Raw genomic sequence first — 24,150 nt, 5'->3', positions numbered from 1 at the left:
GGAGTCACAATGGAAAAGGTTGTCATTGTTGATGCGATTCGCACCCCGATGGGCCGTTCAAAAGGCGGTGCGTTCCGTAACGTGCGCGCGGAAGATCTCTCCGCGCACCTGATGCGTAGCCTGCTGGCGCGTAACCCGGCGCTGGACCCAGCAGCGCTGGACGATATTTACTGGGGCTGCGTGCAGCAGACGCTGGAGCAGGGCTTCAACATCGCCCGTAACGCGTCCCTGCTGGCGGAGATCCCGCATTCGGTTCCGGCCGTCACCGTCAACCGTCTTTGCGGTTCGTCGATGCAGGCGCTGCACGACGCGGCACGGATGATCATGACCGGCGATGCGCAGGCCTGTCTGGTGGGCGGCGTGGAGCACATGGGCCACGTGCCGATGAGCCACGGGGTCGATTTCCATCCTGGCATGAGCCGCAACGTGGCGAAAGCCGCCGGTATGATGGGCCTGACCGCCGAGATGCTCTCCCGTCTGCACGGCATCAGCCGTGAGATGCAGGATGCGTTTGCCGCGCGCTCGCATGCCCGCGCCTGGGCCGCCACGCAGTCTGGTGCCTTTAAGAATGAGATCATCCCAACCGGCGGTCACGACGCAGACGGCGTACTGAAGCAGTTCAGCTACGACGAAGTTATCCGCCCGGAAACCACGGTCGAAGCGCTTTCTACCCTGCGTCCGGCGTTTGATCCGGTCACCGGTACGGTAACGGCGGGCACCTCGTCTGCCCTGTCCGACGGTGCCGCCGCGATGCTGGTGATGAGCGAGAGCCGCGCCCGCGAATTAGGCCTGACGCCACGCGCCCGCGTGCGTTCGATGGCAGTCGTGGGCTGCGATCCTTCCATCATGGGTTACGGTCCGGTTCCGGCGTCAAAACTGGCGCTGAAAAAAGCGGGGCTGAGCGCAAGTGATATCGACCTCTTTGAGATGAACGAAGCGTTCGCCGCGCAGATCCTGCCGTGCATTAAAGATCTGGGGCTGATGGATCAGATCGACGAGAAGATTAACCTCAACGGCGGCGCGATCGCCCTCGGTCACCCGCTGGGCTGCTCTGGGGCGCGTATCAGTACCACGCTGATTAACCTGATGGAACGCAAAGATGCCCAGTTCGGACTGGCAACGATGTGTATTGGGTTGGGTCAGGGTATCGCGACGGTGTTTGAGAGGGTGTAAATAAGGAAAAGTATCTCAAAGTAACGTAGGCCCGATAAGCATCGCGCCATCGGGCTTTTGCCGGGAGGCGCTACGCTTTCCCGGCCTACGAAGAGAAAAAGTTTAGTTGCCGTTCTTCCCGCCTGTCAGGGGCGGGTTTTTTACGTTATTGCAGCAGCGAAATATCCGCCACGCGCAGGAACAGCTCACGCAGTTTCTCAAGCATCGAGAGACGGTTAATCCGCAGCTCTTTATCTTCCACGTTCACCATCACCTTCTCGAAGAAGGCGTCGATGACGTCACGCAGCTCCGCCAGCTCCACCAGTGCTTCCTGGTAGCGACCTTCCGCGAAATACGGCTCCAGCTTGTCGCGCAGCACCACAACCTGCATCGCCAGAGAAATCTCTTCCGGCTCTTTCAGGGTTGCAGCGTTGACGCGCTCGTTCAGCGTTTCGTCGGATTTCGCGAGGATGTTGGATACACGCTTGTTGGCCGCGGCCAGCGCAGACGCCGCTTCCAGCGTACGGAAGTGGGATACCGCTTTCATACGCGCATCGAAATCTGCCGGACGGGTCGGACGACGCGCCAGCACCGCCTGAATGGTATCAACGGAGTAACCTTCGTCCTGATACCACGCGCGGAAACGACCGAGCATAAAGTCGATAACATCATCCACAACCTTCGCGTTGGTCAGCTTATCGCCGTACAGACGTACCGCTTCTTCGGTCAGCGTTTGCAGATCGAGGTTGAGGTTCTTCTCTACGATGATTCGCAGCACGCCCAGCGCAGCACGACGCAGCGCAAACGGGTCTTTATCGCCTTTCGGATGCTGACCGATACCGAAGATACCCGCCAGGGTGTCCATCTTATCGGCAATCGCCACGGCGCAGGCAACCGGGTTAGACGGCAGATCGTCACCGGCAAAGCGCGGCTGATACTGCTCGTTCAGGGCTACCGCCACGTCTTCCGCTTCGCCATCGTGACGCGCATAGTGCATACCCATCACGCCCTGGGTGTCGGTAAATTCGAACACCATGTTGGTCATCAGGTCGCACTTGGAGAGCAGGCCCGCACGGGTAGCGTGGTTAACGTCGGCGCCAATTTCACGGGCAATCCAGCCGGACAGCTCCGCGATACGGTCGGTCTTGTCGCGCAGCGTACCCAGCTGCTGCTGGAACAGTACGGTTTGCAGACGCGGCAGGTTATCTTCCAGACGTTTTTTACGGTCGGTATTGAAGAAGAACTCGGCATCCGCCAGACGCGGACGCACCACTTTCTCGTTACCGGAGATAATCTGGCTCGGATCTTTCGATTCAATGTTCGCCACGAAGATGAAGTTTGGCAGCAGCTTGCCGTCGTTGGCGTAAACCGGGAAGTACTTCTGGTCACCCTTCATGGTGTAAACCAGCGCTTCTGCCGGAACGGCCAGGAATTTCTCTTCGAATTTCGCGGTCAGTACAACCGGCCATTCGACCAGCGAAGTCACCTCTTCCAGCAGGCTGTCGCTCAGATCGGCATTACCGCCAATTTTGCGCGCCGCGTCTTCTGCGTCCGCTTTGATTTTGGCTTTACGCTGTTCGTAGTCAGCAATGACCTTGCCGCGCTCCAGCAGGATCTGCGGGTACTGGTCAGCATTGTCGATAGTGAACTCCGACTCGCCCATAAAGCGATGGCCGCGGATCACGCGATCGGACGCCACGCCCAGAATGGTCGCCGGGATAACGGTATCGCCCAGCAGCAGGGTCACGGTGTGAACCGGACGCACAAAGTGTACGTCGGACGCGCCCCAGCGCATCAGCTTAGGAATCGGCAATTTTGCCAGCGAGGTCGCGATCATGTCAGGCAGCAGCGCTTCGGCGCTTTCGCCTTTCACATGGGCACGGTACAGCAGCCATTCACCTTTGTCGGTGGTCAGACGCTCAGCCTGATCAACAGTGATGCCGCAGCCGCGCGCCCAGCCTTCTGCCGCTTTGCTCGGCTTGCCTTCCGCGTCGAACGCCTGAGCAATGGCCGGGCCACGTTTTTCAACTTCGCGATCCGGCTGGGACGCTGCCAGGTTTGCCACTTTCAGCGCCAGACGACGCGGCGCAGCAAACCACTCAATTTTACCGTGCGCCAGGCCAGCGTTATCCAGCTCAGCAGTGACGTTCGCAGCGAAAGATTCAGCCAGGCTGCGCAGGGCTTTTGGTGGCAGCTCTTCAGTGCCGATTTCCACCAGGAAAGTTTTCTCAGACATGGCCGCCTCTTATTTGTTTCGGTTGCACATCGGGAAGCCAAGGGCTTCACGGGACGCGTAGTAAGCTTCTGCAACGGCTTTGGTCAGGGTACGAATACGCAGAATGTAGCGCTGACGTTCAGTCACGGAGATCGCTTTGCGGGCATCCAGCAGGTTGAAGCTGTGGGCAGCCTTCAGAATACGCTCGTAGGCAGGCAGCGGCAGCGGAGTCTCCAGCGCCAGCAGCTGCTGGGCTTCTTTCTCGTACTGCTCGAAGCAGGTGAACAGGAAGTCCACGTCCGCGTATTCGAAGTTATAGGTGGATTGCTCCACTTCGTTCTGATGGAACACGTCGCCGTAGGTGGTTTTACCCAGCGGGCCGTCGCTCCAGACCAGGTCGTAAACGCTGTCTACGCCCTGAATGTACATGGCCAGACGTTCCAGACCATAGGTGATTTCGCCGGTAATCGGTTTACATTCCAGACCGCCAACCTGCTGGAAGTAAGTGAACTGGGTCACTTCCATGCCGTTCAGCCACACTTCCCAACCCAGACCCCAGGCACCCAGCGTTGGGTTTTCCCAGTTATCTTCCACGAAACGAATGTCGTGAATGGTTGGATCCATACCCAGCTCTTTCAGTGACCCGAGGTACAGTTCCTGAATGTTGTCGGGTGATGGCTTAATCACCACCTGGAACTGATAGTAGTGCTGCAAACGGTTCGGGTTTTCGCCGTAACGGCCATCGGTCGGACGACGGGATGGCTGCACATAGGCGGTCGCCATTGGCTCTGGCCCTAACGCGCGCAGGCTGGTCATCGGGTGTGAGGTGCCTGCGCCAACTTCCATGTCCAAAGGTTGAACAATGGTGCAGCCCTGACGAGCCCAGTAATCCTGTAAGGTCAGGATCAGGCCCTGGAAGGTCTTGGTATCAAACTTTTGCATAGTATTTCGTGCTGGATACGTGTGGTTTTAAATGGAAGGGATCAGTATACCCGCTGGCTGCAAGATATACAGTACGAAACGGGGTTGTTTAGGGAAAATTGGGGAATAAGCCCTACAGCCAGAACCTGCGAAGGCTCTGGTTGCTGCTTATACGAGCAATTTAACGCATTGAGAGATGTAAAAACTGGCCGTCTGCATCAAAAGAGCAGACAAAGCCCTCTTTACGCGCCGTATAGCCTTTCAGTTCATAGCTGCCCTGAAAGCGCTCGAAGCCGTTTATATGAATTTTCTGTGCTTCGGAATTATAGCGGTGAGCCGCCTGATCCCTGCACAGCTGTTCCATATTCAGAGAACGCTCCGGGCTCATTTTCCCCTGCTGAGCTTTTTGGACAGGTATCTCCTCAGAAGCACTGCATCCTGTTAATAAGAGCAGCAGAAAGAGTGACACCCCACGCTTCATCATCATTTTTATTACCGCCCTGGTCAGTGGCTGTTATTTTTAGTAGCAACACGTTTATAGATTAAAGTCCGTCATTCTGCGAATCTCGCCAGCTCCCTACAAGTTAGCCTGGCTAAACTCAGAATTTTCCAAGGGAAAAGTTTTACACAATCGCAGTCACACTTTTTTTATCAGGAATACAGAGGAACTGATGCAGTCAAAAATTAACTGGATTGATAACCTGCGGGGAATAGCCTGTCTGATGGTGGTGATGATCCACACAACGACCTGGTATGTCACGAACGCGCACAGTATCAGCCCTGTTAACTGGGATGTCGCCAATATTCTGAACTCGGCCTCCCGCGTGAGCGTCCCGCTGTTCTTTATGATTTCCGGTTTTCTCTTTTTTGGCGAGCGTAGCGCGCAGCCGAGACATTTCATCCGTATTGTCTCCTGTCTGCTGTTTTACAGCGCCTTTTCGCTGCTCTATATCATCCTGTTCACTTCAATTAACGCTGAACGTTCCCTGCTCAATTTGTTGCAAAAACCGGTGTTCTATCATCTGTGGTTTTTCTTCGCGATAATCGTTATCTATCTGGTGTCACCGTTAATTCAGGTAAAAAACGTCAGCGGTAAAATGCTGCTGGCCTTGATGGTAATAATCGGGATCGTGGCCAACCCGAATACCGTTTCACAGAAAATTGATGGCTTTGAATGGCTGCCCGTTAACCTCTATATCACCGGGGATACATTTTATTACGTGCTGTACGGCATGCTGGGGCGCGCCATTGGCATGATGGAGACGCAAAAGCGAGGAATAAACTGGCTATGCGCAGCCGCGTTTCTCGTCGGTGTGTTTATTATCTCTCGCGGGACGCTGCATGAGCTGCAATGGCGCGGCAACTTTGCCGATACCTGGTATCTCTACTGCGGGCCGATGGTCTTTATCTGCGCGATCTCTCTGCTGACGCTGGTTAAAAACACCCTGAATGCCCGCCCGCTTCCGGTGCTGGGGTTTATCTCTCGCCACTCGCTGGGCATTTACGGTTTTCACGCGCTGGTGATCCACGCCCTGCGCACCCGCGGCGTTGAGCTTAAAAGCTGGCCGGTGCTGGATATTGTCTGGATATTTACCGTTACGCTGGTTGTCAGCCTGCTGCTGTCAATGTTGCTGCAAAGAATCGATACGCGCAGGTTTGTAAGCTAACCCGGTTGAAGGCTGGTAGGCCGGGTAAGCGTTATCGCCACCCGGCTCCTGTTTATGACATTAGCGGCAAAAGCTGCTGATAGATTTTGCGGAACACGTCTCGTCTTTCAGCATAGCGAGCATGATTTTTCGCATCAGGACGATGCTGTCGTTCAAGCGGCAGCTGGGGCAAAAGCTGGTGCAGTGGTTTATCCGGGTTCAGCGCAATTTGCGCCAGCCGTGCCGCACCGAGCGCCGGGCCGACATCGCCTCCCGTACGATAGTCCAGCTGCAACCCGCTGATATCGGAAAGCATTTGCCGCCAGTAGCTGCTTCGTGCACCGCCGCCAATTAACGTAATGCTGGATGGCGTCAGTCCACAGTCATGCACGACATCCATTCCGTCCGCCAGAGCATAGCCAACGCCTTCAAGCACCGCGCGCGCAAGCTCTGCCGGGCCGTGCTGATGGGTAAGACCGAAGAACACCCCTTTCGCTTCCGGGTTGTTATGCGGCGTCCGCTCGCCGGAAAGGTACGGTAAAAACCAGACCGCACCGGCATTATCATCTGCCTGCTGTGCCGCTGTGATAAGCGCCGGGACGTCCGCCATTCCGGTTAGCTTTGCCGCCCAGTCAAGGCAGGAAGCCGCGCTCAGCATCACCGACATCAAATGCCATTTACCCGGCAACGCGTGGCAGAAGCTGTGTACGGCGCTTCCCGGGTTGCTACGATACCCGTCACTGACGGCAAAATAGACGCCGGAAGTGCCGAGCGAGAGCATGGCCTGCCCTGCCTCGACCATCCCCACGCCGACCGCACCCGCCGCATTATCGCCGCCGCCGGCGACGACAGGTACGGCTGGCATGTTCCAGCGTTCAGCAACAGAAGGCTGCAAAGCGCCCGTGATTTCACTGCCTTCAAACAGCGCAGGCATATGGTCGCGCGTCAGCTGGCAGGCATCCAGCATCGCCTCGCTCCAGTCCCGTTTCGCCACGTCGAGCCACATCGTGCCCGCGGCGTCAGACATGTCGCTGGCAAAATCCCCCGTCATGCGAAAACGCAGGTAGTCTTTCGGCAACAGAACCTTCGCCACCTGACGAAAAATCTCAGGCTCATGACGCTGCACCCACAGGAGTTTTGGCGCGGTAAAACCGGGCATCATCAGGTTGCCCGTAATTTCGCGGGACGCAGGCACACGCTCCTCAAGGATCGCGCACTCTTCCGCACAGCGGCCATCGTTCCAGAGAATAGCCGGGCGCAGAACGCGATGCTGACTATCCAGCAACGTTGCGCCATGCATTTGCCCGGCAATGCCCAGCGCCTTCACGTCGCGCAGGCTGTGCTGCTCGCCTAAGGCTTTCATCGCACGCTCTGTCGCCTGCCACCACTGCTCCGGATCTTGTTCCGACCATAGCGGATACGGACGTGAAACCTGCAACTTTTCAGTCTGCGTGGCTAATACATCGCCCTGCTCGCTTAACAGGATGGCTTTCACCCCCGACGTGCCAAGATCGATCCCGATATACATGTGGTGACTCCTTTGACAGAAATGCCCGGTGGCGCTGCGCTTACCGGGCCTGGATGCTGTTATTTATCGAACAGGTAGTGATTGACCAGGTTTTCCAGCAGCTCCTGATGGCCGCTCTGATGCTGCGGCGCAAGCTGATGCTGTTCAGCGTACTTCGCGATCTCCGCAAGCGATAACTGACCTTTCAAAATTTGCTGGCCCAGCTCACTGTTCCAGCCGCTGTAGCGCTTCGCCACGCGCTTATCCAGCTCACCGTCTTCAATCATACGGGCCGCTACTTTCAGCGCCAGCGCCATGGTGTCCATCGCGCCAATATGCCCGTAGAACAGATCGTATTTGTCGGTGCTCTGGCGACGCACTTTGGCGTCGAAGTTCAGGCCGCCGGTGGTGAAACCGCCCGCTTTGATGATCTCGTACATCACCAGCGCATTCTCTTCCACGCTGTTCGGGAACTGGTCGGTATCCCAGCCCAGCTGTGGATCACCACGGTTAGCATCGACAGAGCCGAAGATGCCCAGCGCAATCGCAGAGGCAATTTCGTGATGGAACGAGTGGCCCGCCAGGGTAGCGTGGTTAGCCTCAATATTCACTTTGATCTCTTTTTCCAGACCAAACTGCTTCAGGAAGCCATACACGGTGGCGACATCATAATCATACTGATGCTTGGTTGGCTCCTGTGGTTTTGGCTCAATCAGCAGCGTGCCGCGGAAACCGATTTTGTGTTTGTGGTCCACAACCATCTGCATAAAGCGACCAATCTGCTCACGCTCCTGACGCAGGTCGGTATTCAGCAGCGTTTCATAGCCTTCACGACCGCCCCAGAGTACATAGTTCTCACCGCCCAGCTGATGCGTGGCGTTCATCGCGGTCACGACCTGGGTTGCCGCCCAGCTGAAGACTTCCGGGTCCGGGTTGGTTGCCGCACCCGCGCCATAGCGAGGATTGGTAAAGCAGTTAGCCGTACCCCAGAGCAGCTTCACGCAGCTTTGCTGCTGTTTTTCAGCCAGTACGTCGACCATCTGCGCGAAATTGTTCAGATACTCTTTCAGCGATGCCCCTTCCGGCGACACGTCCACATCGTGGAAACAGTAGTACGGCACGTTCAGCTTATGGAAGAACTCGAACGCGACGTCGGCTTTACGCTTCGCCAGCTCAATGGCCTCGCCCGGCTGTTGCCATGGACGGTCAAAAGAGCCCACGCCGAACATATCGGCACCGTTCCAGCAGAAGGTGTGCCAGTAGCAGGCGGCAAAGCGCAAGTGATCTTCCATGCGCTTACCCAGCACCAGCTCATCCGGGTTGTAGTGACGAAATGCTAAAGGATTGGTCGTTTTCGTGCCTTCGAAACGAACGCGATCGAGTTGGTCGAAATAAGCTTGCATATTGAGCTCCATAATCAGGGTATGCGGCGTGGTCTTGCTTCTGGAGTAATAGTGAATAGACATTGGAGGTTGCTCAATTACGTTATTTCACACTGCTATTGAGATAATGCGCAATTGTGCGCTGGCTCGCAAAATAATGCGCAGACAAACTATTTTTCGGCGCGCATTCCAGAATCAAATGTAATTAATAGGTTACGCTTTTTAAAATCCGATCGCGGTCATAAATTCAGAAATAAACCAAATATCGTAATGAGAAGATAAAAATCTGTAATTGCCAGCAGGCCTTTCCACGTTAAAAATTTGCTGCGTCTCAGCAGTGAACGTTTCTTTTATCTCAGCTACACATACCCCTACAAAAAGGCCTAATAATTATGAAGATAAAGAACCTGACCCTAACGCTCTGCACTACTCTCCTGCTTGCAAGCTTTGCCGGACATGCCAAAGAGGTCAAAATCGGCATGGCGATTGATGACTTACGCCTGGAGCGCTGGCAAAAAGATCGCGATATATTTGTTAAAAAAGCGGAATCTCTCGGCGCGGAGGTGTTCGTTCAGTCCGCTAACGGCAACGAAGAGACGCAAATGTCGCAAATCGAGAATATGATCAACCGTGGCGTCGATGTGCTGGTCATTATCCCGTATAACGGCCAGGTATTAAGCAACGTGGTGAAAGAAGCGAAACAGGAAGGGATAAAAGTCCTGGCTTATGACCGCATGATTAATAATGCCGATATTGATTATTATATTTCGTTCGACAATGAAAAGGTGGGAGAATTACAGGCTAAAAGCCTGGTCGCAAAAGTGCCTCAGGGAAATTATTTCCTGATGGGCGGCTCGCCTGTGGATAACAACGCCAAACTGTTCCGCCAGGGACAAATGAAAGTGCTGAAGCCGTATATCGACGAGGGCAAAATTAAAGTCGTCGGCGACCAGTGGGCTGACGGCTGGTTACCGGAAAACGCGCTGAAAATTATGGAAAACGCGTTGACCGCAAATAACAACAAAATCGATGCGGTGGTGGCCTCTAACGATGCCACTGCGGGTGGCGCCATTCAGGCGCTGAGCGCGCAGGGACTGGCCGGGAAAGTCGCTATTTCCGGACAGGACGCCGACCTTGCGGGTGTAAAACGCATCATCGCGGGTACCCAGACCATGACGGTGTATAAGCCCATTACCGAGCTTGCCAATACGGCCGCCGAAATTGCCGTTGAGCTGGGCAATGGCCAGCAACCTAAAGCAGACGCGACGTTAAATAACGGCCTGAAAGACGTACCTGCTCGCCTGCTTACCCCTATCGAAGTCAACAAAGAGAATATTGACGCCACCGTGGTGAAAGACGGTTTCCATAAGAAGAGTGAACTGTAATCCAGCGCAGCCCCTGCCCGGCAGGGGCGCATTGACCTGCCCTGTTCATCTGTTGGGCTATGCGGAGCAGTTATGTCTTATTTACTTGAAATGAAAAGCATCACCAAAGCCTTCGGGGCGGTGAAAGCAGTCGATAACGTAAGCCTGCGGCTGAATCCCGGCGAAGTGATGTCGCTGTGCGGTGAAAATGGCTCGGGAAAATCTACGCTGATGAAAGTGTTGTGCGGGATCTACCCGCACGGCAGCTACGAGGGCGAAATCGTTTTTGCCGGTGAGGTGCTCCAGGCCACGCACATTCGCGATACCGAACGTAAAGGCATCGCTATCATTCACCAGGAGCTGGCGCTGGTGAAGCACCTTACCGTGCTGGAAAATATCTTTCTCGGTGCCGAACTCTCACGCCACGGCGTACTGGATTACGACACCATGACGCTGCGCTGCGAAAAACTGCTGGCTCAGGTGAGCCTGGCTATCTCACCGGATACGCGCGTGGGCGACTTAGGTTTAGGCCAGCAGCAGCTGGTGGAGATCGCCAAGGCGCTGAACAAACAGGTGCGCCTGTTGATCCTCGACGAACCAACCGCTTCACTCACCGAACAGGAAACCGCCGTTCTGCTCAATATCATCCGCGATCTGCAAAACCACGGTATCGCCTGCATCTATATTTCGCACAAGCTCAATGAGGTGAAAGCCATTTCCGACACCATCTGCGTCATCCGCGACGGGCAGCACATCGGCACGCGTGAAGCAGAAGGCATGAGCGAGGATGACATCATCACCATGATGGTGGGTCGCGAACTCACCGCGCTGTATCCCAACGAACCGCACACCATCGGCGAAGAGCTCCTGCGCGTGGAAAACCTGACGGCGTGGCATCCCGTTAACCGCCATATCAAGCGCGTGGATAACCTCTCCTTCTCGCTGCACCGCGGCGAAATTCTCGGCATTGCGGGTTTAGTGGGTGCGGGAAGAACCGAGGCCGTGCAGTGTCTCTTTGGCGTCTGGCCGGGGCGCTGGGAAGGCAAAATTTATATCGACGGTCAGCCGGTAAAAATCGACAACTGCCAGCAGGCTATTGCTAAGGGCATTGCCATGGTGCCAGAAGATCGCAAAAAAGACGGCATCGTGCCGGTAATGGCGGTGGGAAAAAATATCACGCTGGCGGCGCTCAGCCAGTTTTCCGGCGCGCTGAGCAGCCTGGATGATGCCGCAGAACAGCAGTGTATTCTCCAGTCGCTTGCCCGGCTTAAGGTGAAAACCTCCTCGCCGGAGCTGGCGATAGGACGCCTGAGCGGCGGCAACCAGCAGAAAGCGATTCTGGCGCGCTGCCTGCTGCTTAATCCGCGCATTTTAATTCTGGACGAACCCACCCGCGGGATCGATATCGGCGCGAAGTATGAAATCTACAAGCTGATCAACCAGCTTGTGCAGCAAGGGATTGCCGTCATTGTTATCTCGTCCGAATTGCCTGAAGTGCTGGGGCTGAGCGACCGCGTGCTGGTCATGCATGAAGGGAAACTCAAAGCCAACCTGAACAACCAGAACCTGACGCAAGAGCAGGTGATGGAAGCTGCCTTAAGGAGCGAACGCCATGTCGAAAAGCAACCCGTCTGATATCAAAGTCGCTGTTCCGACGCCCGGTGCGTTCGCAGGACTTAAATCGCTGAATCTGCAAGTTTTTGTAATGATTGCCGCCATTATCGTGATCATGTTGTTCTTTACCTGGATGACCGATGGCTCCTATTTGAGCGCACGTAACGTCTCTAACCTGCTGCGTCAGACCGCCATCACCGGGATCCTGGCGGTGGGGATGGTCTTTGTGATTATCTCAGCGGAAATTGACCTGTCGGTAGGATCGATGATGGGTCTGCTCGGCGGCGTGGCGGCAATTTTTGACGTCTGGCTAGGCTGGCCGCTGCCGCTGACGATTGCGGTCACGCTGGTGCTGGGTCTGCTGCTGGGGGCGTGGAATGGCTGGTGGGTGGCCTACCGTAAAGTCCCGTCGTTTATCGTCACCTTAGCGGGGATGCTGGCCTTCCGCGGCATTCTGATTGGGATCACCAACGGCACCACCGTCTCCCCGACCAGCGCCTCGATGTCCCAGATTGGCCAAAGCTACCTCTCTGATGGCGTCGGTTTTACGATCGGCGTGGTTGGGCTGATGGCGTTTGTCGCGTGGCAATGGCGAGGACGCATGCGTCGCCAGGCGCTGGGGCTGGCCTCGCCTGCCTCAACCTCGGTTGTCGGCCGTCAGGCGCTTACTGCGGTGATTGTGCTGGGGGCCATCTGGCTGTTAAACGATTATCGCGGCGTCCCAACGCCCGTTCTGCTGCTGGCGCTGTTGCTGTTAGGTGGGATGTTTATGGCCACACGTACCGCATTCGGTCGCCGTATTTATGCCATCGGCGGCAATCTGGAAGCCGCGCGTTTATCTGGTATCAACGTAGAACGCACCAAACTCGCCGTCTTTGCCATCAACGGCCTGATGGTGGCCATCGCGGGGCTGATCCTCAGTTCGCGACTGGGGGCGGGCTCCCCGTCTGCGGGTAACATTGCCGAGCTGGACGCCATCGCCGCCTGCGTGATTGGCGGGACCAGCCTCGCCGGGGGCATTGGCAGCGTGGCGGGGGCGGTGATGGGCGCATTTATTATGGCTTCGCTGGATAACGGGATGAGTATGATGGACGTGCCGACGTTTTGGCAGTATATCGTCAAGGGTGCCATTCTTTTGCTGGCAGTCTGGATGGACTCTGCCACCAAGCGGCGCGCCTGATAACACTATCGTGACTAATTTGGGAAATGAGCCATGTTTGAAAAGCGTCACCGCATTACGTTGTTATTCAATGCCAACAAAGCCTATGACCGGCAGGTGGTTGAAGGGGTTGGCGAATATTTGCAGGCGTCGCAATCCGAATGGGATATTTTCATCGAAGAAGATTTTCGTACCCGTCTGGAGAACATCAAAGACTGGCTGGGAGATGGGGTCATCGCTGACTTTGACGACCCCGTGATTGAACAGTTGCTGAGTGGCGTCGACGTGCCTATCGTGGGCGTTGGCGGCTCTTACCATACACCGGAACATTACCCCCCCGTTCACTATATCGCCACGGATAACCATGCTCTGGTCGAGACCGCCTTCCTCCATTTAAAGGAGAAAGGCGTACATCGTTTTGCGTTTTACGGATTGCCCGCCACCAGCGGAAAGCGCTGGGCGATGGAGCGTGAATATGCCTTCTGCCAGCTGGTTGCCCAGGAGAAGTATCGCGGCGTCGTTTATCAGGGGCTGGAAACCGCGCCAGAAAACTGGCAGCACGCACAAAATCGCCTGGCTGACTGGCTGCAAACGCTGCCGCCCCAGACAGGGATTATCGCCGTGACGGACGCCCGTGCCCGCCACGTATTACAGGTGTGCGAACATTTGCATATTCCGGTGCCTGAAAAGCTGTGCGTGATTGGTATTGATAACGAAGAGCTTACGCGCTATCTGTCGCGCGTGGCGCTCTCATCCGTGGCTCAGGGTACCCGTCAGATGGGCTATCAGGCCGCAAAGCTGCTGCACAGACTGTTAGACAACGAATCCCTGCCGCTCCAGCGTCTGCTGGTTCCGCCCGTTCGCGTGGTCGAGCGTCGCTCAACTGACTACCGCTCCTTAAACGATCCGGCCGTGATTCAGGCGATGCACTACATTCGCAATCATGCCTGCAAAGGGATTAAGGTCGATCAGGTGCTCGATTCGGTCGGCATTTCACGTTCGAATCTGGAGAAGCGGTTCAAAGAGGAAGTCGGTGAGACGATTCACGCCGTGATCCATGCGGAAAAGCTGGAGAAAGCGCGCAGTCTGCTGATCTCCACCTCGCTGTCGATCAACGAGATTTCACAGATGTGCGGCTATCCGTCGCTTCAGTATTTCTATTCGGTGTTCAGAAAAGAGTATGACACCACGCCGAAGGAGTACCGGGAACGGTACAGTGAAGTCCTGCTCTAGAAAAAAGAACGCCTTCCAGTGGAAGGCGTTTTTCATTACATATGTGCGGCAATCAGACGCTGGTTATCCTGGTACATGGAGAACAGGTAATTGTTATAACGCTGTCCCTGAGTGGAATAACCTTTCAGCTTGTGGATCATCGCCGTAGCCGTTACTTCCTGGTCCGCCTTACGCAGCTGAGCGCGTGACTTACGGAACGAGGAGTAGGCCGGGTGGGTGTTCAGGTTCACCACATAGGCATTCACGGAATCTTTCACCGATTCAAACTGTGAATAGCCTTTCACCTTGCCGGGTGCATTAGTACAACGACCTTTTGCGCATTTCATGCCAAACAGATTGTTGTTGTTGCGCGCCAGCTTCGAGGTGCCCCAACCGCTTTCGGCGGCGGCCATTGTCGCGACCATACTGCCTGGAATAATGTCCACACGCTCTAACAGAGTGTTCCACGGCACACGACGCGTGTTCCCGCTCCACTTCACTTTATAGCGTTTGGCGATGTCTTTCAGGCGAGTGCGCTCAGACGGCGACCAGCGGCTATCGTACTGTTTGGAGATCAGCCAGTTACGATCCGCAGTAATCGCGGCATTTTGACTTTTAATGTAAGGCATTACCGTCCGGAGAAACGCTTTTTTCCTTGGTGTCCCGGAAGGGTATTTTCGCAAATCAGGAAGTGAACTACTCTTTGCACTATTGCGAGAATACTCTTGTTTACTGCTAACCTTACTGCTTGTCGTCTTTATTACGTGGGCTTTCTTACTCGTTGTATCCGCGTGCGTCTTTGCAAGCACCTCACCTGAAAATGCCATGGTGAGTAACATGAGTATCGCGGCCCCATATCGTCGAATGGGAGTCGATATCATTAGGTCTCCTGGTCGGATATAAACATTCCAACACCTTATTTTCTTCAAAAATTTGAGAGCGGAATCTCAAATCATACCAAAAATAGTCCTCAAGAGCACGTATACAAATAGTCCAATTCCGAAACTATGTCATCCGGAACATGCTCATTAAATCACCAGCACTGGAAAAATGTGCGCGATATCGCAGATAACTGCCTAATTTTGCGCGGGATCACTCATCCCTTCGCGTCCTCCTGGCAGAAAGCCTCAGAGGAGGAGTTTTTCTCCTGAGCCGAGTGGCACACTGGTCAAAAATGCCGCGACAGGAAAATGGAATGAAACGCACTGCATTAGCTGTTCTGATGTTACCCGCATTCGCGCATGCCGACTGGTCATCGCCGGGATTTAACGCGTTTAGCGCTGAAGGTACCGGCGTCTTTACCAGCCAGGCAACGCTTGCGAAGGGTACCCGCCCGCTGACGTTGAGTCTTGATAACGCGTGCTGGCAGCCGACAGGTGCCATTAAGCTCAACGAGATGCTGTCGCTCAAACCCTGCGAAGGGACCCCACCGCAGTGGCGGTTATTCCGTGACGGCGTTTATCAGATGCGTATTGATACGCGCTCGGGAACGCCGACGCTGATGTTGACGGTACAAAGTGCGGCGCCACAGCCTGTCGCAAACGTTACCCGCCAGTGCCCGAAGTGGGACGGCAAACCGCTCACGATCGATGTCGTTAACACCTTTCCGGAAGGCACGGTGGTGCGTGATTTTTACAGCAAACAGACCGCGACCGTTCAAAACGGCAAAGTAATTCTTCAGCCAGCCGCCAACAGCAATGGCCTGCTGCTGCTTGAGCGCGCCGAGACGGACAAACCCGCGCCATTCAGCTGGCAAAACGCCACCGTCTATTTCGTGCTGACCGATCGCTTCGTAAATGGCGACCCCACCAACGACAACAGCTATGGCCGCCATAAAGACGGTATGCAGGAGATTGGTACTTTCCACGGCGGCGATCTGAAAGGGCTTACCAGCAAACTGGATTACCTTCAGCAACTGGGCGTGAATGCGCTCTGGATAAGCTCACCACTGGAGCAAATCCACGGCTGGGTTGGCGGCGGCACCAAAGGGGATTTCCCCCACTACGCCTATCACGGCTATTACACTCAGGACTGGACGAAACTCGACGCCAACATGGGCAGCGAAGATGATTTACGCCAGCTTGTCGACGACGCGCACAGGCGAGGTATCCGCGTCCTGTTTGACATTGTCATGAACCACGCGGGTTATGCGACGCTTGCAGATATGCAGGAGTATCAGTTTGGCGCGCTCTATTTGCAGGGCGATGAGCTGAAAAAAAACCTCGGCGAGCGCTGGACTGACTGGAAGCCAGGCGCCGGTCAAAGCTGGCACAGCTTCAACGATTACATCAACTTCAGTGACAAAGCCGCATGGGAAAAATGGTGGGGTAAAAAATGGATCCGTACCGATATCGGTGATTATGACAACCCGGGCTTTGACGATCTGACCATGTCGCTGGCCTTCCTGCCGGATCTGAAAACGGAATCTAAGATCCCGTCAGGTTTGCCGAACTTTTATCAACACAAGCCCGACACCAACGCGAAAGTGATGACGAATTTCACGCCGCGAGATTACCTGACCCACTGGCTCAGCCAGTGGGTACGTGACTACGGCATCGACGGCTTCCGGGTCGATACCGCTAAGCACGTTGAGCCTGAAGCCTGGCAGCAACTGAAAAACCAGGCCAGCCAGGCGCTGGCCGCGTGGAAAGCCGCCAACCCGGACAAAAAACTCGACAATGCGCCATTCTGGATGACCGGTGAATCCTGGGGCCACGGCGTGATGCAGAGCGATTATTACCGCCACGGCTTCGATGCGATGATCAACTTTGACTATCAGGAGCAGGCGGCGAAAGCGGTGGACTGTCTGGCCGATATGGATTTGACCTGGCAGCAAATGGCAGAAAAGCTGCAAAGTTTTAATGTGCTGAGCTATCTCTCCTCCCATGATACGCGTCTGTTCCGTGAAGGGGGCCAGCGCGCCGCTGAGTTACTGCTGCTGGCACCGGGAAGCGTCCAGATCTATTACGGCGATGAATCAGAGCGTCCATTCGGCCCGACGGGCTCCGATCCGCTACAGGGAACCCGTTCGGATATGAACTGGCAGGACGTCACGGGTAAACAGGCGTTAACTGTCGCCCACTGGCAGCTTCTGGGGCAGTTCCGCGCCCGTCATCCGGCGGTGGGTGAAGGCAAGCAAACAACGCTGTCAATGAAAGAGGGCTACGGCTTTGTGCGCGAGCACAAGGGCGATAAGGTGATGGTGGTGTGGGCGGGTAATCAATAGACCCCCTCACCCTAACCCTCTCCTCAGGGGGAGAGGGGCATTCACCAGAACAATTCACCACACAAATACAAACCCGCCACATAAAACAACAAATCCGACCACATCCGCCGATTTGCACCAACACGGTGCTGGCGTTATGGTTACTGCCTTTCATATTAAGCCCGACAGATCACCTGCTATGACGTTTTCACTATTCGGCGACAAATTTACCCGCCATTCAGGCATTACCCGCCTGATGGAGGATCTCAACGACGGGCTGCGCACCCCAGGCGCTATCATGCTTGGTGGCGGAAACCCGGCTCAAATTCCGGAGATGAACACCTACTTCCAGACGCTGCTGGCAGAGATGCTGGAAAACGGTAAAGCAACCGATGCGCTATGTAATTACGACGGCCCTCAGGGTAAAACAGAACTACTGACGCTTCTGGCGGCAATGCTGAGGGAAGCGCTGGGTTGGGATATCGAACCACAGAATATTGCACTGACAAACGGCAGTCAGAGCGCGTTTTTCTACTTATTCAATCTGTTCGCCGGACGCCGCGCCGACGGCACCACGAAAAAAGTGCTGTTCCCGCTGGCACCGGAGTATATCGGCTATGCCGATGCCGGCCTCGAAGAAGACCTGTTTGTTTCCGCACGTCCGAATATCGAGTTGCTGCCAGAGGGCCAGTTCAAATATCACGTCGATTTTGAACATCTGCATATCGGTGAAGAGACGGGCATGATCTGCGTATCACGTCCCACCAACCCGACGGGCAACGTGATCACCGACGACGAGCTGATGAAGCTGGATGCGCTGGCGAATCAGCACGGCATCCCGCTGGTGATCGATAACGCCTATGGCGTACCGTTCCCGGGGATCATCTTCAGCGAAGCGCGTCCGCTATGGAACCCGAACATCATCCTCTGCATGAGCCTCTCCAAGCTGGGCCTGCCGGGCAGCCGTTGCGGCATTATCATTGCTAACGAGAAAATCATCACCGCCATTACCAATATGAACGGCATTATTAGCCTTTCTCCTGGCGGCATCGGCCCGGCGATGATGTGCGAGATGATCAGGCGTAACGACCTGCTGCGCCTGTCGAATGAGGTGATTAAGCCGTTTTACTCTCAGCGCGTTCAGGAAACCATCGCCATCCTTCGCCGCTACTTACCGGAAGAACGCTGCCTGATCCATAAACCGGAAGGGGCAATTTTCCTGTGGCTGTGGTTTAAGGATCTGCCCATTACGACAGAGCTGCTTTATCAGCGTCTGAAAAAACGTGGCGTACTGATGGTGCCAGGGGATTACTTCTTCCCGGGGCTGGATAAGCCGTGGCCGCACACGCACCAGTGCATGCGCATGAACTACGTCCCGGACCCGGAAAAAATCGAAGCGGGTGTGAAAATTCTCGCCGAAGAGATTGAGAACGCCTGGCGCGAGGCCGGTTAATAAAACCTCAGGCCAGATTACGCAGCCGTTCCGCGCGTAATCTGGCGGGGTCTATGCAGCGCAGCGCGTGGGTGGGACAGGCTTCGACGCAGGCGGGACCGCCCTCGCGATGCGCGCACAAATCACATTTCAGCGCCTGAACGCGATCTTCCACGACCCGAACCTGCATTGCCCCGAACGGGCACGCCACCATACAGCTTTTGCAGCCGATACAGCGAGCCTGCTCAACGAGCCAGGCTCCCGCAGCACGGTGAATGGCCCCCGTCGGGCAGACATTCGCGCAGGGCGCATCTTCACACTGGTGGCAGCCCACGGCCGTGGTGAAGGTACCCCCCTTAACCACGCGGATCCGTGACGTAAGCGCTTCTGGCGTGGCGCTGCTTTGATGCGACATCATGCACGCCACCTCACAGGTGCGGCACCCGATACATTTTTCTGGATCCGTCAGAATAAATCGGTTCATCAGTTACGCCTCGCGCACGTTAAACCCCAGTTCTTTCGAGATAGCTTCCGCCGTGTCACGCAGCGGTTTTAGCAAGTTTTTCTCACCCACCTGCTTCATGCGCGACGTCGACAGCGAAATGGAGATGGCATAGGGCACGCGCCCGTGAATATCAAAGACCGGCACGGCGATACATGACACCCCCAGCTCGTTCTCTTCTTTATCCATCGCCATACTGTGATCGCGAATTTCCGCCAGCTCATCATACATCGCGCTCAGTTCGGTGATGGTGTTGCGGGTCAAAGGTTGGATCTGTTCCTGGTGGCTTTCCCAGTAGCTCGCCACGTAATCCTGATGACCAAACGCCATATAGATTTTGCCCATCGCAGAACAATAGAGTGGCATATGCTGGCCGATATATGCGCGCGTGCGCAGCATACCGGTTGTCGGCTCAAGCTTATAAATCAGGATCGCGTGATCATCTTCACGGCTGGAGAAGTTGACCGTTTCGCCGGTGGCAATGTTCAGCGCCTCGAGGTGCGGCGCCGCCACGTGAATAATATTGAGCGATGAAAGCGCCTTTTGCCCGACGGCGATAAATTTGGTGGTCAGACGATAGCTCCCTGCCGCCGGCGCCGGCGTCACGTACCCGCACGACTGCAACCCCTGCAATAACCGGTGCACGGTGCTTTTATTCAGCCCCGCCAGTTCTGATAAATGCGCAAGCGGACACCCGTTCGGATAGTTACTGAGGATTTCAATCAGCATCAGGCCGCGAAACAAGCTCTGGCTACCTGCTGGCCTCTCTTTTTCTTGCGTCATTTCGCTCTCTTTTATGCTCATCAAATGGCTCCTGTTTATCGCGCCCTGATGGTAGCGCAAAGTGTGGTTTAGTTCACGATCTCAACAGAAAAAACACAACCATTTGATTTTAATCGATTTTGAAAAACGTGAATGTCGTTGATCTGACAAAATTTGATCGTTATATTTGAAATCAGATTTCGTATAGTGAAATTTAGCGATAAAAAAGCACTCGCACTTGCCCCTAAAAAAACAGGAGAACAGGGATGAAAGTGACCTTCGAAGAGTTGAAAGCGGCGTTCAATCGGGTTCTGCTCGATCGCGGTGTAAAAGCGGATACCGCTGACGCCTGCGCCGAGATGTTCGCCCGCACCACGGAGTCCGGCGTTTATTCACACGGCGTCAACCGCTTCCCGCGATTTATTCAGCAGCTTGACGCAGGCGACATCATCCCTAACGCCCAGCCGAAACGCGTAACGACATTAGGCGCCATCGAACAGTGGGATGCCCAGCGTTCCATCGGCAACCTGACGGCGAAGAAGATGATGGACCGTGCTACCGAGCTGGCGTCCGATCACGGGATCGGCCTGGTGGCGCTGCGTAACGCTAACCACTGGATGCGCGGCGGCAGCTACGGCTGGCAGGCGGCGGAGAAAGGCTATATCGGCATCTGCTGGACTAACTCTATTGCCGTGATGCCCGCGTGGGGATCAAAAGAATGCTGCATCGGCACAAACCCGCTGATCGTCGCTATCCCGTCGAATCCAATCACCATGGTCGATATGTCGATGTCGATGTTCTCCTACGGCATGCTGGAGGTGAATCGCCTGGCCGGACGCGAATTACCGGTCGACGGCGGCTTTGACGATGAAGGCAATCTGACCAGAGAGCCGGGCGTGATTGAGAAAAACCGTCGCATTCTGCCCATGGGCTACTGGAAAGGTTCCGGCTTGTCGATTGTGCTCGACATGATCGCCACCCTGCTCTCTGACGGCGCGTCCGTCGCGGAAGTGACCCAGGACAACAGCGACGAATACGGCGTATCGCAGATCTTTATCGCCATCGAAGTGGATCGCCTGATCGACGGTCCAACCCGCGATGCCAAACTACAGCGCATCATGGACTTCATCACCACCGCAGAACGCGCTGATGAAAATGTCGCCGTCCGTCTGCCAGGCCATGAGTTCACACGCCTGCTGGAGGAGAATCGCCGCAACGGCATCACGGTTGACGACAGCGTGTGGGCGAAAATCCAGTCTCTGTAAGGAGTGGGTCATGATATTCGGACATATTGCACAGCCAAATCCATGTCGCCTGCCGCTGGCGATAGAAAAGGCGCTTAATTTTCTGCGTACCACGGATTTCACCACCCTGGCGCCGGGCGTGATCGAAATTGAAGGCCGCAACATTTTTGCCCAGGTTCTCGACCTCACCACAAGGGAACAACACGAGAACCGCCCTGAAGTCCATCGCCGCTATCTGGATATCCAGTTTCTGGCCTGGGGCGAAGAAAAAATCGGTATTGCTATTGATACCGGGAATAACAAAATCAGCGAATCATTGCTGGAGCAACGGGATATTATTTTTTATCACGACAGCGAACATGAGTCATTTATCGAAATGATACCTGGCAGTTACGCCATATTTTTCCCGCAGGATGTTCACCGTCCTGCCTGTATTAAAAACAAGGGATCCGCAATTCGTAAAATTGTGGTGAAAGTGGCCATCAGCGAATTAGATTAATTTTCTGATAAATACAGGAATGCGAAATGACCAACACCGGTTTTATTATTGGTGCGTACCCCTGTGCACCCTCATTTCACCAGAAAGGGGAGCAGGAAGAATACGCCTTCTGGCGGGAACTTTCCGACACGCCAAATATTCGCGGGCTGGAACAACCTTGCCTTGAAAATCTCCATCCGTTTGGTGATGAATGGCTGTTTCGTCATACGCCGGGCGACTGGCAGATCGTTGTCACAGCCGTTATGGAAACCATGCGCCGCCGCGGCAGCAACGGCGCGTTTGGCCTGGCGTCCGCGGACGAAGAACAGCGTAAAGCGTGCATTGAATATTACCGCCATCTGCATCAAAAGATTGATGCCGTTAACACCCGCTTTCCCGGGAAAGTGATCGCTCTGGAAATGCAGGCCGCACCGCAGGCGGGTAATGATTCTGTCGAGCAAGCGACAGAAGCATTCTCCCGCTCGGTACGGGAAATCGCGAGCTGGGACTGGGGCTGCGATCTGGTGCTGGAACACTGTGATGCGATGAATGGCCCGGCGCCGCGTAAAGGGTTCTTGCCCTTAGAGCAGGTGCTGGAGGTAGTGAAAGAGACCGATATCAGCGTCTGTATCAACTGGGCACGTTCGGCCATCGAAGGTCGCAACACCGCCCTTCCGCTGGAACATGTTCAGGCGGCACTCGCTGCCGGGAAGCTGGGGGCGCTGATGTTTTCGGGCACGACCCCTCACGGTGAGTATGGAGAATGGCAGGATCTGCACGCGCCGTTTTCTTCGTTCTGCGCCGACAGTCTCATGTCCACTGAACATGTAAAAACGCTGTTTACTGCGGCGAGCGCCGCAACATTGAAATTCTCCGGTATTAAATTACTGGAAATAAATGCTAATGCTGACGTCAGCCATCGCATCGCTATTTTGCGCGACGGCATTAGCGCTATGAATAAAGCGTCACAATAAAAATAAAGAATACATTTTCCGGTTACCTTCAATGAGATATTAACTATGAATATTTCTTCTAATGCTCTACACGCGGACATTCCGCGCCAGCGCTGGCTAAGGATCATTCCCCCTATTCTTATCGCCTGCATTATTTCCTATATGGACCGCGTAAATATAGCTTTTGCGATGCCCGGCGGTATGGATGAAGAGCTGGGCATTTCCGCCACGATGGCGGGCCTGGCGGGGGGGATCTTTTTTATCGGCTATTTGTTCCTGCAAGTTCCCGGCGGCAAAATTGCCGTGCACGGCAGCGGTAAGAAGTTTATCGGCTGGTCGCTGGTTGCCTGGGCGGTGATCTCGGTTCTGACCGGGCTTGTGACCAACCAGTATCAGCTGCTGGTACTGCGCTTCTTACTCGGCGTGGCGGAAGGCGGGATGCTGCCCGTTGTGCTCACGATGATCAGTAACTGGTTCCCGGATGCCGAGCGCGGGCGCGCCAACGCGATTGTGATCATGTTCGTGCCCATCGCCGGGATCATCACCGCCCCGCTGTCGGGCTGGATTATTACCGCTCTCGACTGGCGCTGGCTGTTCATCATTGAAGGTTTGATGTCCGTCGTTGTGCTGGTGCTGTGGGCGTTCACCGTTTACGACCGACCGCAGGAAGCCCGCTGGATTTCAGAAGCAGAGAAAAACTATCTGGTGCAAACGCTGGCGGCTGAACAGCAGGCCATCGCCGGAAAAGAGGTGAAAAACGCGTCACTCGGCGCAGTGCTTTCCGACAAAACCATGTGGCAGCTGATCGCCCTGAACTTCTTTTACCAGACCGGGATTTACGGCTACACGCTCTGGCTGCCGACCATCCTGAAAGAGCTGACACACACTAGCATCGGTCAGGTGGGCATGCTCGCCATCCTACCTTACATCGGGGCCATTGCGGGGATGTTCCTGTTCTCAACGCTTTCTGACCGCACCGGCAAGCGCAAGCTGTTTGTCTCCCTGCCATTGATTGGCTTTGCGCTCTGCATGTTCCTCTCCGTGGCGCTGAAAGAGCACACCTGGCTGGCCTATGCCGCGCTGGTGGGCTGTGGCTTCTTCCTGCAATCCGCAGCGGGGGTGTTCTGGACCATACCGGCGCGTCTGTTCAGCGCTGAGATGGCGGGTGGCGCTCGCGGCGTGATTAATGCCCTGGGCAACCTCGGCGGGTTCTGCGGTCCTTATGCGGTAGGCGTACTGATCACCCTGTACAGCAAAGACGCAGGCGTTTACTGCCTTGCAGTTTCGCTGGCGCTGGCATCGCTGCTGGCCCTGCTGTTACCGGCGAAATGCGATGCCGGAGCAGAGCCCAACCCCACGGTGACTCCACATAAACGTGCGGCCTGAGGCCCTCACCTGACCC

The 24,150-nt window shown here is 55.3% G+C and carries 20 protein-coding genes; 12 read left to right on the top strand and 8 right to left on the bottom strand.

Translation table 11 applies throughout. The features are described 5' to 3' along the window. Positions 1 to 9: 9 nt before the first annotated feature. Entirely contained in the window at positions 10 to 1,173 is a 1,164-nt protein-coding gene (fadA, locus tag SK54_RS02950; protein ID WP_000416981.1) for an acetyl-CoA C-acyltransferase FadA, read from the top strand. A 145-nt stretch (positions 1,174 to 1,318) separates the two neighbouring features. Here fadA and glyS read toward each other — a convergent pair whose 3' ends face one another. From glyS to SK54_RS02935, 3 genes are all read right to left on the bottom strand, one after another. Next, the gene (glyS, locus tag SK54_RS02945) at positions 1,319 to 3,388 is read right to left on the bottom strand and encodes a glycine--tRNA ligase subunit beta (RefSeq protein ID WP_015572740.1); all 2,070 of its coding nucleotides are present in this window, start codon (positions 3,386 to 3,388) and stop codon (positions 1,319 to 1,321) included. A 9-nt stretch (positions 3,389 to 3,397) separates the two neighbouring features. Continuing rightward, positions 3,398 to 4,309, bottom strand: a complete 912-nt coding sequence (gene glyQ / locus SK54_RS02940) for a glycine--tRNA ligase subunit alpha (protein WP_003860141.1) — start codon at positions 4,307 to 4,309, stop codon at positions 3,398 to 3,400. A gap of 160 nt (positions 4,310 to 4,469) precedes the next feature. Continuing rightward, a complete protein-coding gene (locus SK54_RS02935) occupies positions 4,470 to 4,775 on the bottom strand; it encodes a YsaB family lipoprotein (RefSeq protein ID WP_017693801.1) in 306 nt (101 codons plus the stop codon). Between the two features lie 184 nt (positions 4,776 to 4,959). Here SK54_RS02935 and SK54_RS02930 point away from each other — a divergent pair, with 184 nt between their 5' ends. Next, positions 4,960 to 5,955 carry an acyltransferase gene (locus SK54_RS02930; protein ID WP_015572742.1) on the top strand — a complete coding sequence of 332 codons (996 nt, stop codon included), beginning with the start codon at positions 4,960 to 4,962 and terminating at the stop codon, positions 5,953 to 5,955. Between the two features lie 52 nt (positions 5,956 to 6,007). Here SK54_RS02930 and xylB read toward each other — a convergent pair whose 3' ends face one another. Together xylB and xylA are read right to left on the bottom strand one after the other, a co-directional pair. Next, entirely contained in the window at positions 6,008 to 7,462 is a 1,455-nt protein-coding gene (gene xylB / locus SK54_RS02925; RefSeq protein WP_032669007.1) for a xylulokinase, read from the bottom strand. A 59-nt stretch (positions 7,463 to 7,521) separates the two neighbouring features. Continuing rightward, a complete protein-coding gene (gene xylA, locus SK54_RS02920; RefSeq protein WP_048220425.1) occupies positions 7,522 to 8,844 on the bottom strand; it encodes a xylose isomerase in 1,323 nt (440 codons plus the stop codon). 371 nt (positions 8,845 to 9,215) lie between these two features. Between xylA and xylF the strand changes: the two genes are divergently transcribed. The 4 genes from xylF to xylR all read left to right on the top strand — a co-directional run bounded on the left by xylF (position 9,216) and on the right by xylR (position 14,193). Next, complete coding sequence (gene xylF, locus SK54_RS02915) at positions 9,216 to 10,208, top strand: D-xylose ABC transporter substrate-binding protein (RefSeq protein ID WP_006808602.1); 993 nt, start codon at positions 9,216 to 9,218, stop codon at positions 10,206 to 10,208. Positions 10,209 to 10,280: 72 nt separating this feature from the next. Continuing rightward, positions 10,281 to 11,822 (top strand): xylose ABC transporter ATP-binding protein, encoded by a 1,542-nt coding sequence (locus SK54_RS02910; RefSeq protein ID WP_015572746.1) that lies wholly within the window; start codon positions 10,281 to 10,283, stop codon positions 11,820 to 11,822. Then, positions 11,800 to 12,981, top strand: a complete 1,182-nt coding sequence (xylH, locus tag SK54_RS02905; protein WP_003860151.1) for a xylose ABC transporter permease XylH — start codon at positions 11,800 to 11,802, stop codon at positions 12,979 to 12,981. Before SK54_RS02910 ends, xylH begins: the two co-directional genes overlap by 23 nt. A gap of 33 nt (positions 12,982 to 13,014) precedes the next feature. Beyond that, on the top strand, positions 13,015 to 14,193 hold the full coding sequence (xylR, locus tag SK54_RS02900; protein ID WP_003860152.1) for a D-xylose utilization transcriptional activator XylR: 1,179 nt from the start codon (positions 13,015 to 13,017) through the stop codon (positions 14,191 to 14,193). Between the two features lie 35 nt (positions 14,194 to 14,228). Here the strand turns inward: xylR and SK54_RS02895 are convergent, their stop codons facing one another. Continuing rightward, on the bottom strand, positions 14,229 to 15,053 hold the full coding sequence (locus SK54_RS02895; protein ID WP_023295596.1) for a protein bax: 825 nt from the start codon (positions 15,051 to 15,053) through the stop codon (positions 14,229 to 14,231). 314 nt (positions 15,054 to 15,367) lie between these two features. Between SK54_RS02895 and SK54_RS02890 the strand changes: the two genes are divergently transcribed. Both SK54_RS02890 and avtA read left to right on the top strand, forming a co-directional pair. Then, the gene (locus tag SK54_RS02890) at positions 15,368 to 17,398 is read left to right on the top strand and encodes an alpha-amylase (RefSeq protein ID WP_048246707.1); all 2,031 of its coding nucleotides are present in this window, start codon (positions 15,368 to 15,370) and stop codon (positions 17,396 to 17,398) included. 178 nt (positions 17,399 to 17,576) lie between these two features. Then, positions 17,577 to 18,830, top strand: coding sequence for a valine--pyruvate transaminase (gene avtA / locus SK54_RS02885; protein ID WP_015572749.1), 1,254 nt, complete (start codon positions 17,577 to 17,579; stop codon positions 18,828 to 18,830). A 7-nt stretch (positions 18,831 to 18,837) separates the two neighbouring features. On the opposite strand, the gene SK54_RS02880 is transcribed toward avtA, so the two are convergent. Beyond that, positions 18,838 to 19,293, bottom strand: coding sequence for a 4Fe-4S dicluster domain-containing protein (locus SK54_RS02880; RefSeq protein ID WP_023295598.1), 456 nt, complete (start codon positions 19,291 to 19,293; stop codon positions 18,838 to 18,840). 3 nt (positions 19,294 to 19,296) lie between these two features. Beyond that, positions 19,297 to 20,115, bottom strand: a complete 819-nt coding sequence (gene yiaJ, locus SK54_RS02875; RefSeq protein ID WP_015572751.1) for an IclR family transcriptional regulator YiaJ — start codon at positions 20,113 to 20,115, stop codon at positions 19,297 to 19,299. 224 nt (positions 20,116 to 20,339) lie between these two features. Between yiaJ and yiaK the strand changes: the two genes are divergently transcribed. Genes yiaK through SK54_RS02855 form a run of 4 tightly spaced genes read left to right on the top strand, consistent with a single transcriptional unit; the run spans position 20,340 to position 24,134 of the window. Next, on the top strand, positions 20,340 to 21,338 hold the full coding sequence (yiaK, locus tag SK54_RS02870) for a 3-dehydro-L-gulonate 2-dehydrogenase (protein WP_048246705.1): 999 nt from the start codon (positions 20,340 to 20,342) through the stop codon (positions 21,336 to 21,338). Positions 21,339 to 21,348: 10 nt separating this feature from the next. Next, positions 21,349 to 21,816 (top strand): YhcH/YjgK/YiaL family protein, encoded by a 468-nt coding sequence (locus tag SK54_RS02865; protein ID WP_023304610.1) that lies wholly within the window; start codon positions 21,349 to 21,351, stop codon positions 21,814 to 21,816. 26 nt (positions 21,817 to 21,842) lie between these two features. After that, positions 21,843 to 22,769: a DUF4862 family protein gene (locus SK54_RS02860; protein ID WP_015572754.1), complete on the top strand. Its 927-nt coding sequence runs from the start codon at positions 21,843 to 21,845 to the stop codon at positions 22,767 to 22,769. A 45-nt stretch (positions 22,770 to 22,814) separates the two neighbouring features. Further along, positions 22,815 to 24,134, top strand: a complete 1,320-nt coding sequence (locus SK54_RS02855) for an MFS transporter (protein ID WP_048246703.1) — start codon at positions 22,815 to 22,817, stop codon at positions 24,132 to 24,134. The last annotated feature ends 16 nt before the right edge of the window (positions 24,135 to 24,150 follow it).

Origin of the sequence: Enterobacter sp. MGH120 (genome assembly GCF_001037725.1) — a bacterium.
In the GTDB taxonomy this organism is placed as follows: domain Bacteria; phylum Pseudomonadota; class Gammaproteobacteria; order Enterobacterales; family Enterobacteriaceae; genus Enterobacter; species Enterobacter hormaechei_C.
This window is presented reverse-complemented; position numbering and strand designations above follow the sequence as displayed.

What these genes read in the sequence shown, in the direction of transcription:
- xylF (WP_006808602.1), top strand. Translation starts at nt 9,216, where the DNA reads ATGAAGATAAAGAACCTGACCCTAACGCTCTGCACTACTCTCCTGCTT.
- xylA (WP_048220425.1), bottom strand. Translation starts at nt 8,844, where the DNA reads ATGCAAGCTTATTTCGACCAACTCGATCGCGTTCGTTTCGAAGGCACG.
- glyQ (WP_003860141.1), bottom strand. Translation starts at nt 4,309, where the DNA reads ATGCAAAAGTTTGATACCAAGACCTTCCAGGGCCTGATCCTGACCTTA.
- xylB (WP_032669007.1), bottom strand. Translation starts at nt 7,462, where the DNA reads ATGTATATCGGGATCGATCTTGGCACGTCGGGGGTGAAAGCCATCCTG.
- SK54_RS02855 (WP_048246703.1), top strand. Translation starts at nt 22,815, where the DNA reads ATGAATATTTCTTCTAATGCTCTACACGCGGACATTCCGCGCCAGCGC.
- yiaJ (WP_015572751.1), bottom strand. Translation starts at nt 20,115, where the DNA reads ATGAGCATAAAAGAGAGCGAAATGACGCAAGAAAAAGAGAGGCCAGCA.
- glyS (WP_015572740.1), bottom strand. Translation starts at nt 3,388, where the DNA reads ATGTCTGAGAAAACTTTCCTGGTGGAAATCGGCACTGAAGAGCTGCCA.
- xylR (WP_003860152.1), top strand. Translation starts at nt 13,015, where the DNA reads ATGTTTGAAAAGCGTCACCGCATTACGTTGTTATTCAATGCCAACAAA.
- SK54_RS02930 (WP_015572742.1), top strand. Translation starts at nt 4,960, where the DNA reads ATGCAGTCAAAAATTAACTGGATTGATAACCTGCGGGGAATAGCCTGT.
- avtA (WP_015572749.1), top strand. Translation starts at nt 17,577, where the DNA reads ATGACGTTTTCACTATTCGGCGACAAATTTACCCGCCATTCAGGCATT.
- SK54_RS02860 (WP_015572754.1), top strand. Translation starts at nt 21,843, where the DNA reads ATGACCAACACCGGTTTTATTATTGGTGCGTACCCCTGTGCACCCTCA.
- SK54_RS02910 (WP_015572746.1), top strand. Translation starts at nt 10,281, where the DNA reads ATGTCTTATTTACTTGAAATGAAAAGCATCACCAAAGCCTTCGGGGCG.
- SK54_RS02895 (WP_023295596.1), bottom strand. Translation starts at nt 15,053, where the DNA reads ATGATATCGACTCCCATTCGACGATATGGGGCCGCGATACTCATGTTA.
- yiaK (WP_048246705.1), top strand. Translation starts at nt 20,340, where the DNA reads ATGAAAGTGACCTTCGAAGAGTTGAAAGCGGCGTTCAATCGGGTTCTG.
- SK54_RS02890 (WP_048246707.1), top strand. Translation starts at nt 15,368, where the DNA reads ATGAAACGCACTGCATTAGCTGTTCTGATGTTACCCGCATTCGCGCAT.
- SK54_RS02880 (WP_023295598.1), bottom strand. Translation starts at nt 19,293, where the DNA reads ATGAACCGATTTATTCTGACGGATCCAGAAAAATGTATCGGGTGCCGC.
- SK54_RS02935 (WP_017693801.1), bottom strand. Translation starts at nt 4,775, where the DNA reads ATGATGATGAAGCGTGGGGTGTCACTCTTTCTGCTGCTCTTATTAACA.
- fadA (WP_000416981.1), top strand. Translation starts at nt 10, where the DNA reads ATGGAAAAGGTTGTCATTGTTGATGCGATTCGCACCCCGATGGGCCGT.
- SK54_RS02865 (WP_023304610.1), top strand. Translation starts at nt 21,349, where the DNA reads ATGATATTCGGACATATTGCACAGCCAAATCCATGTCGCCTGCCGCTG.
- xylH (WP_003860151.1), top strand. Translation starts at nt 11,800, where the DNA reads ATGTCGAAAAGCAACCCGTCTGATATCAAAGTCGCTGTTCCGACGCCC.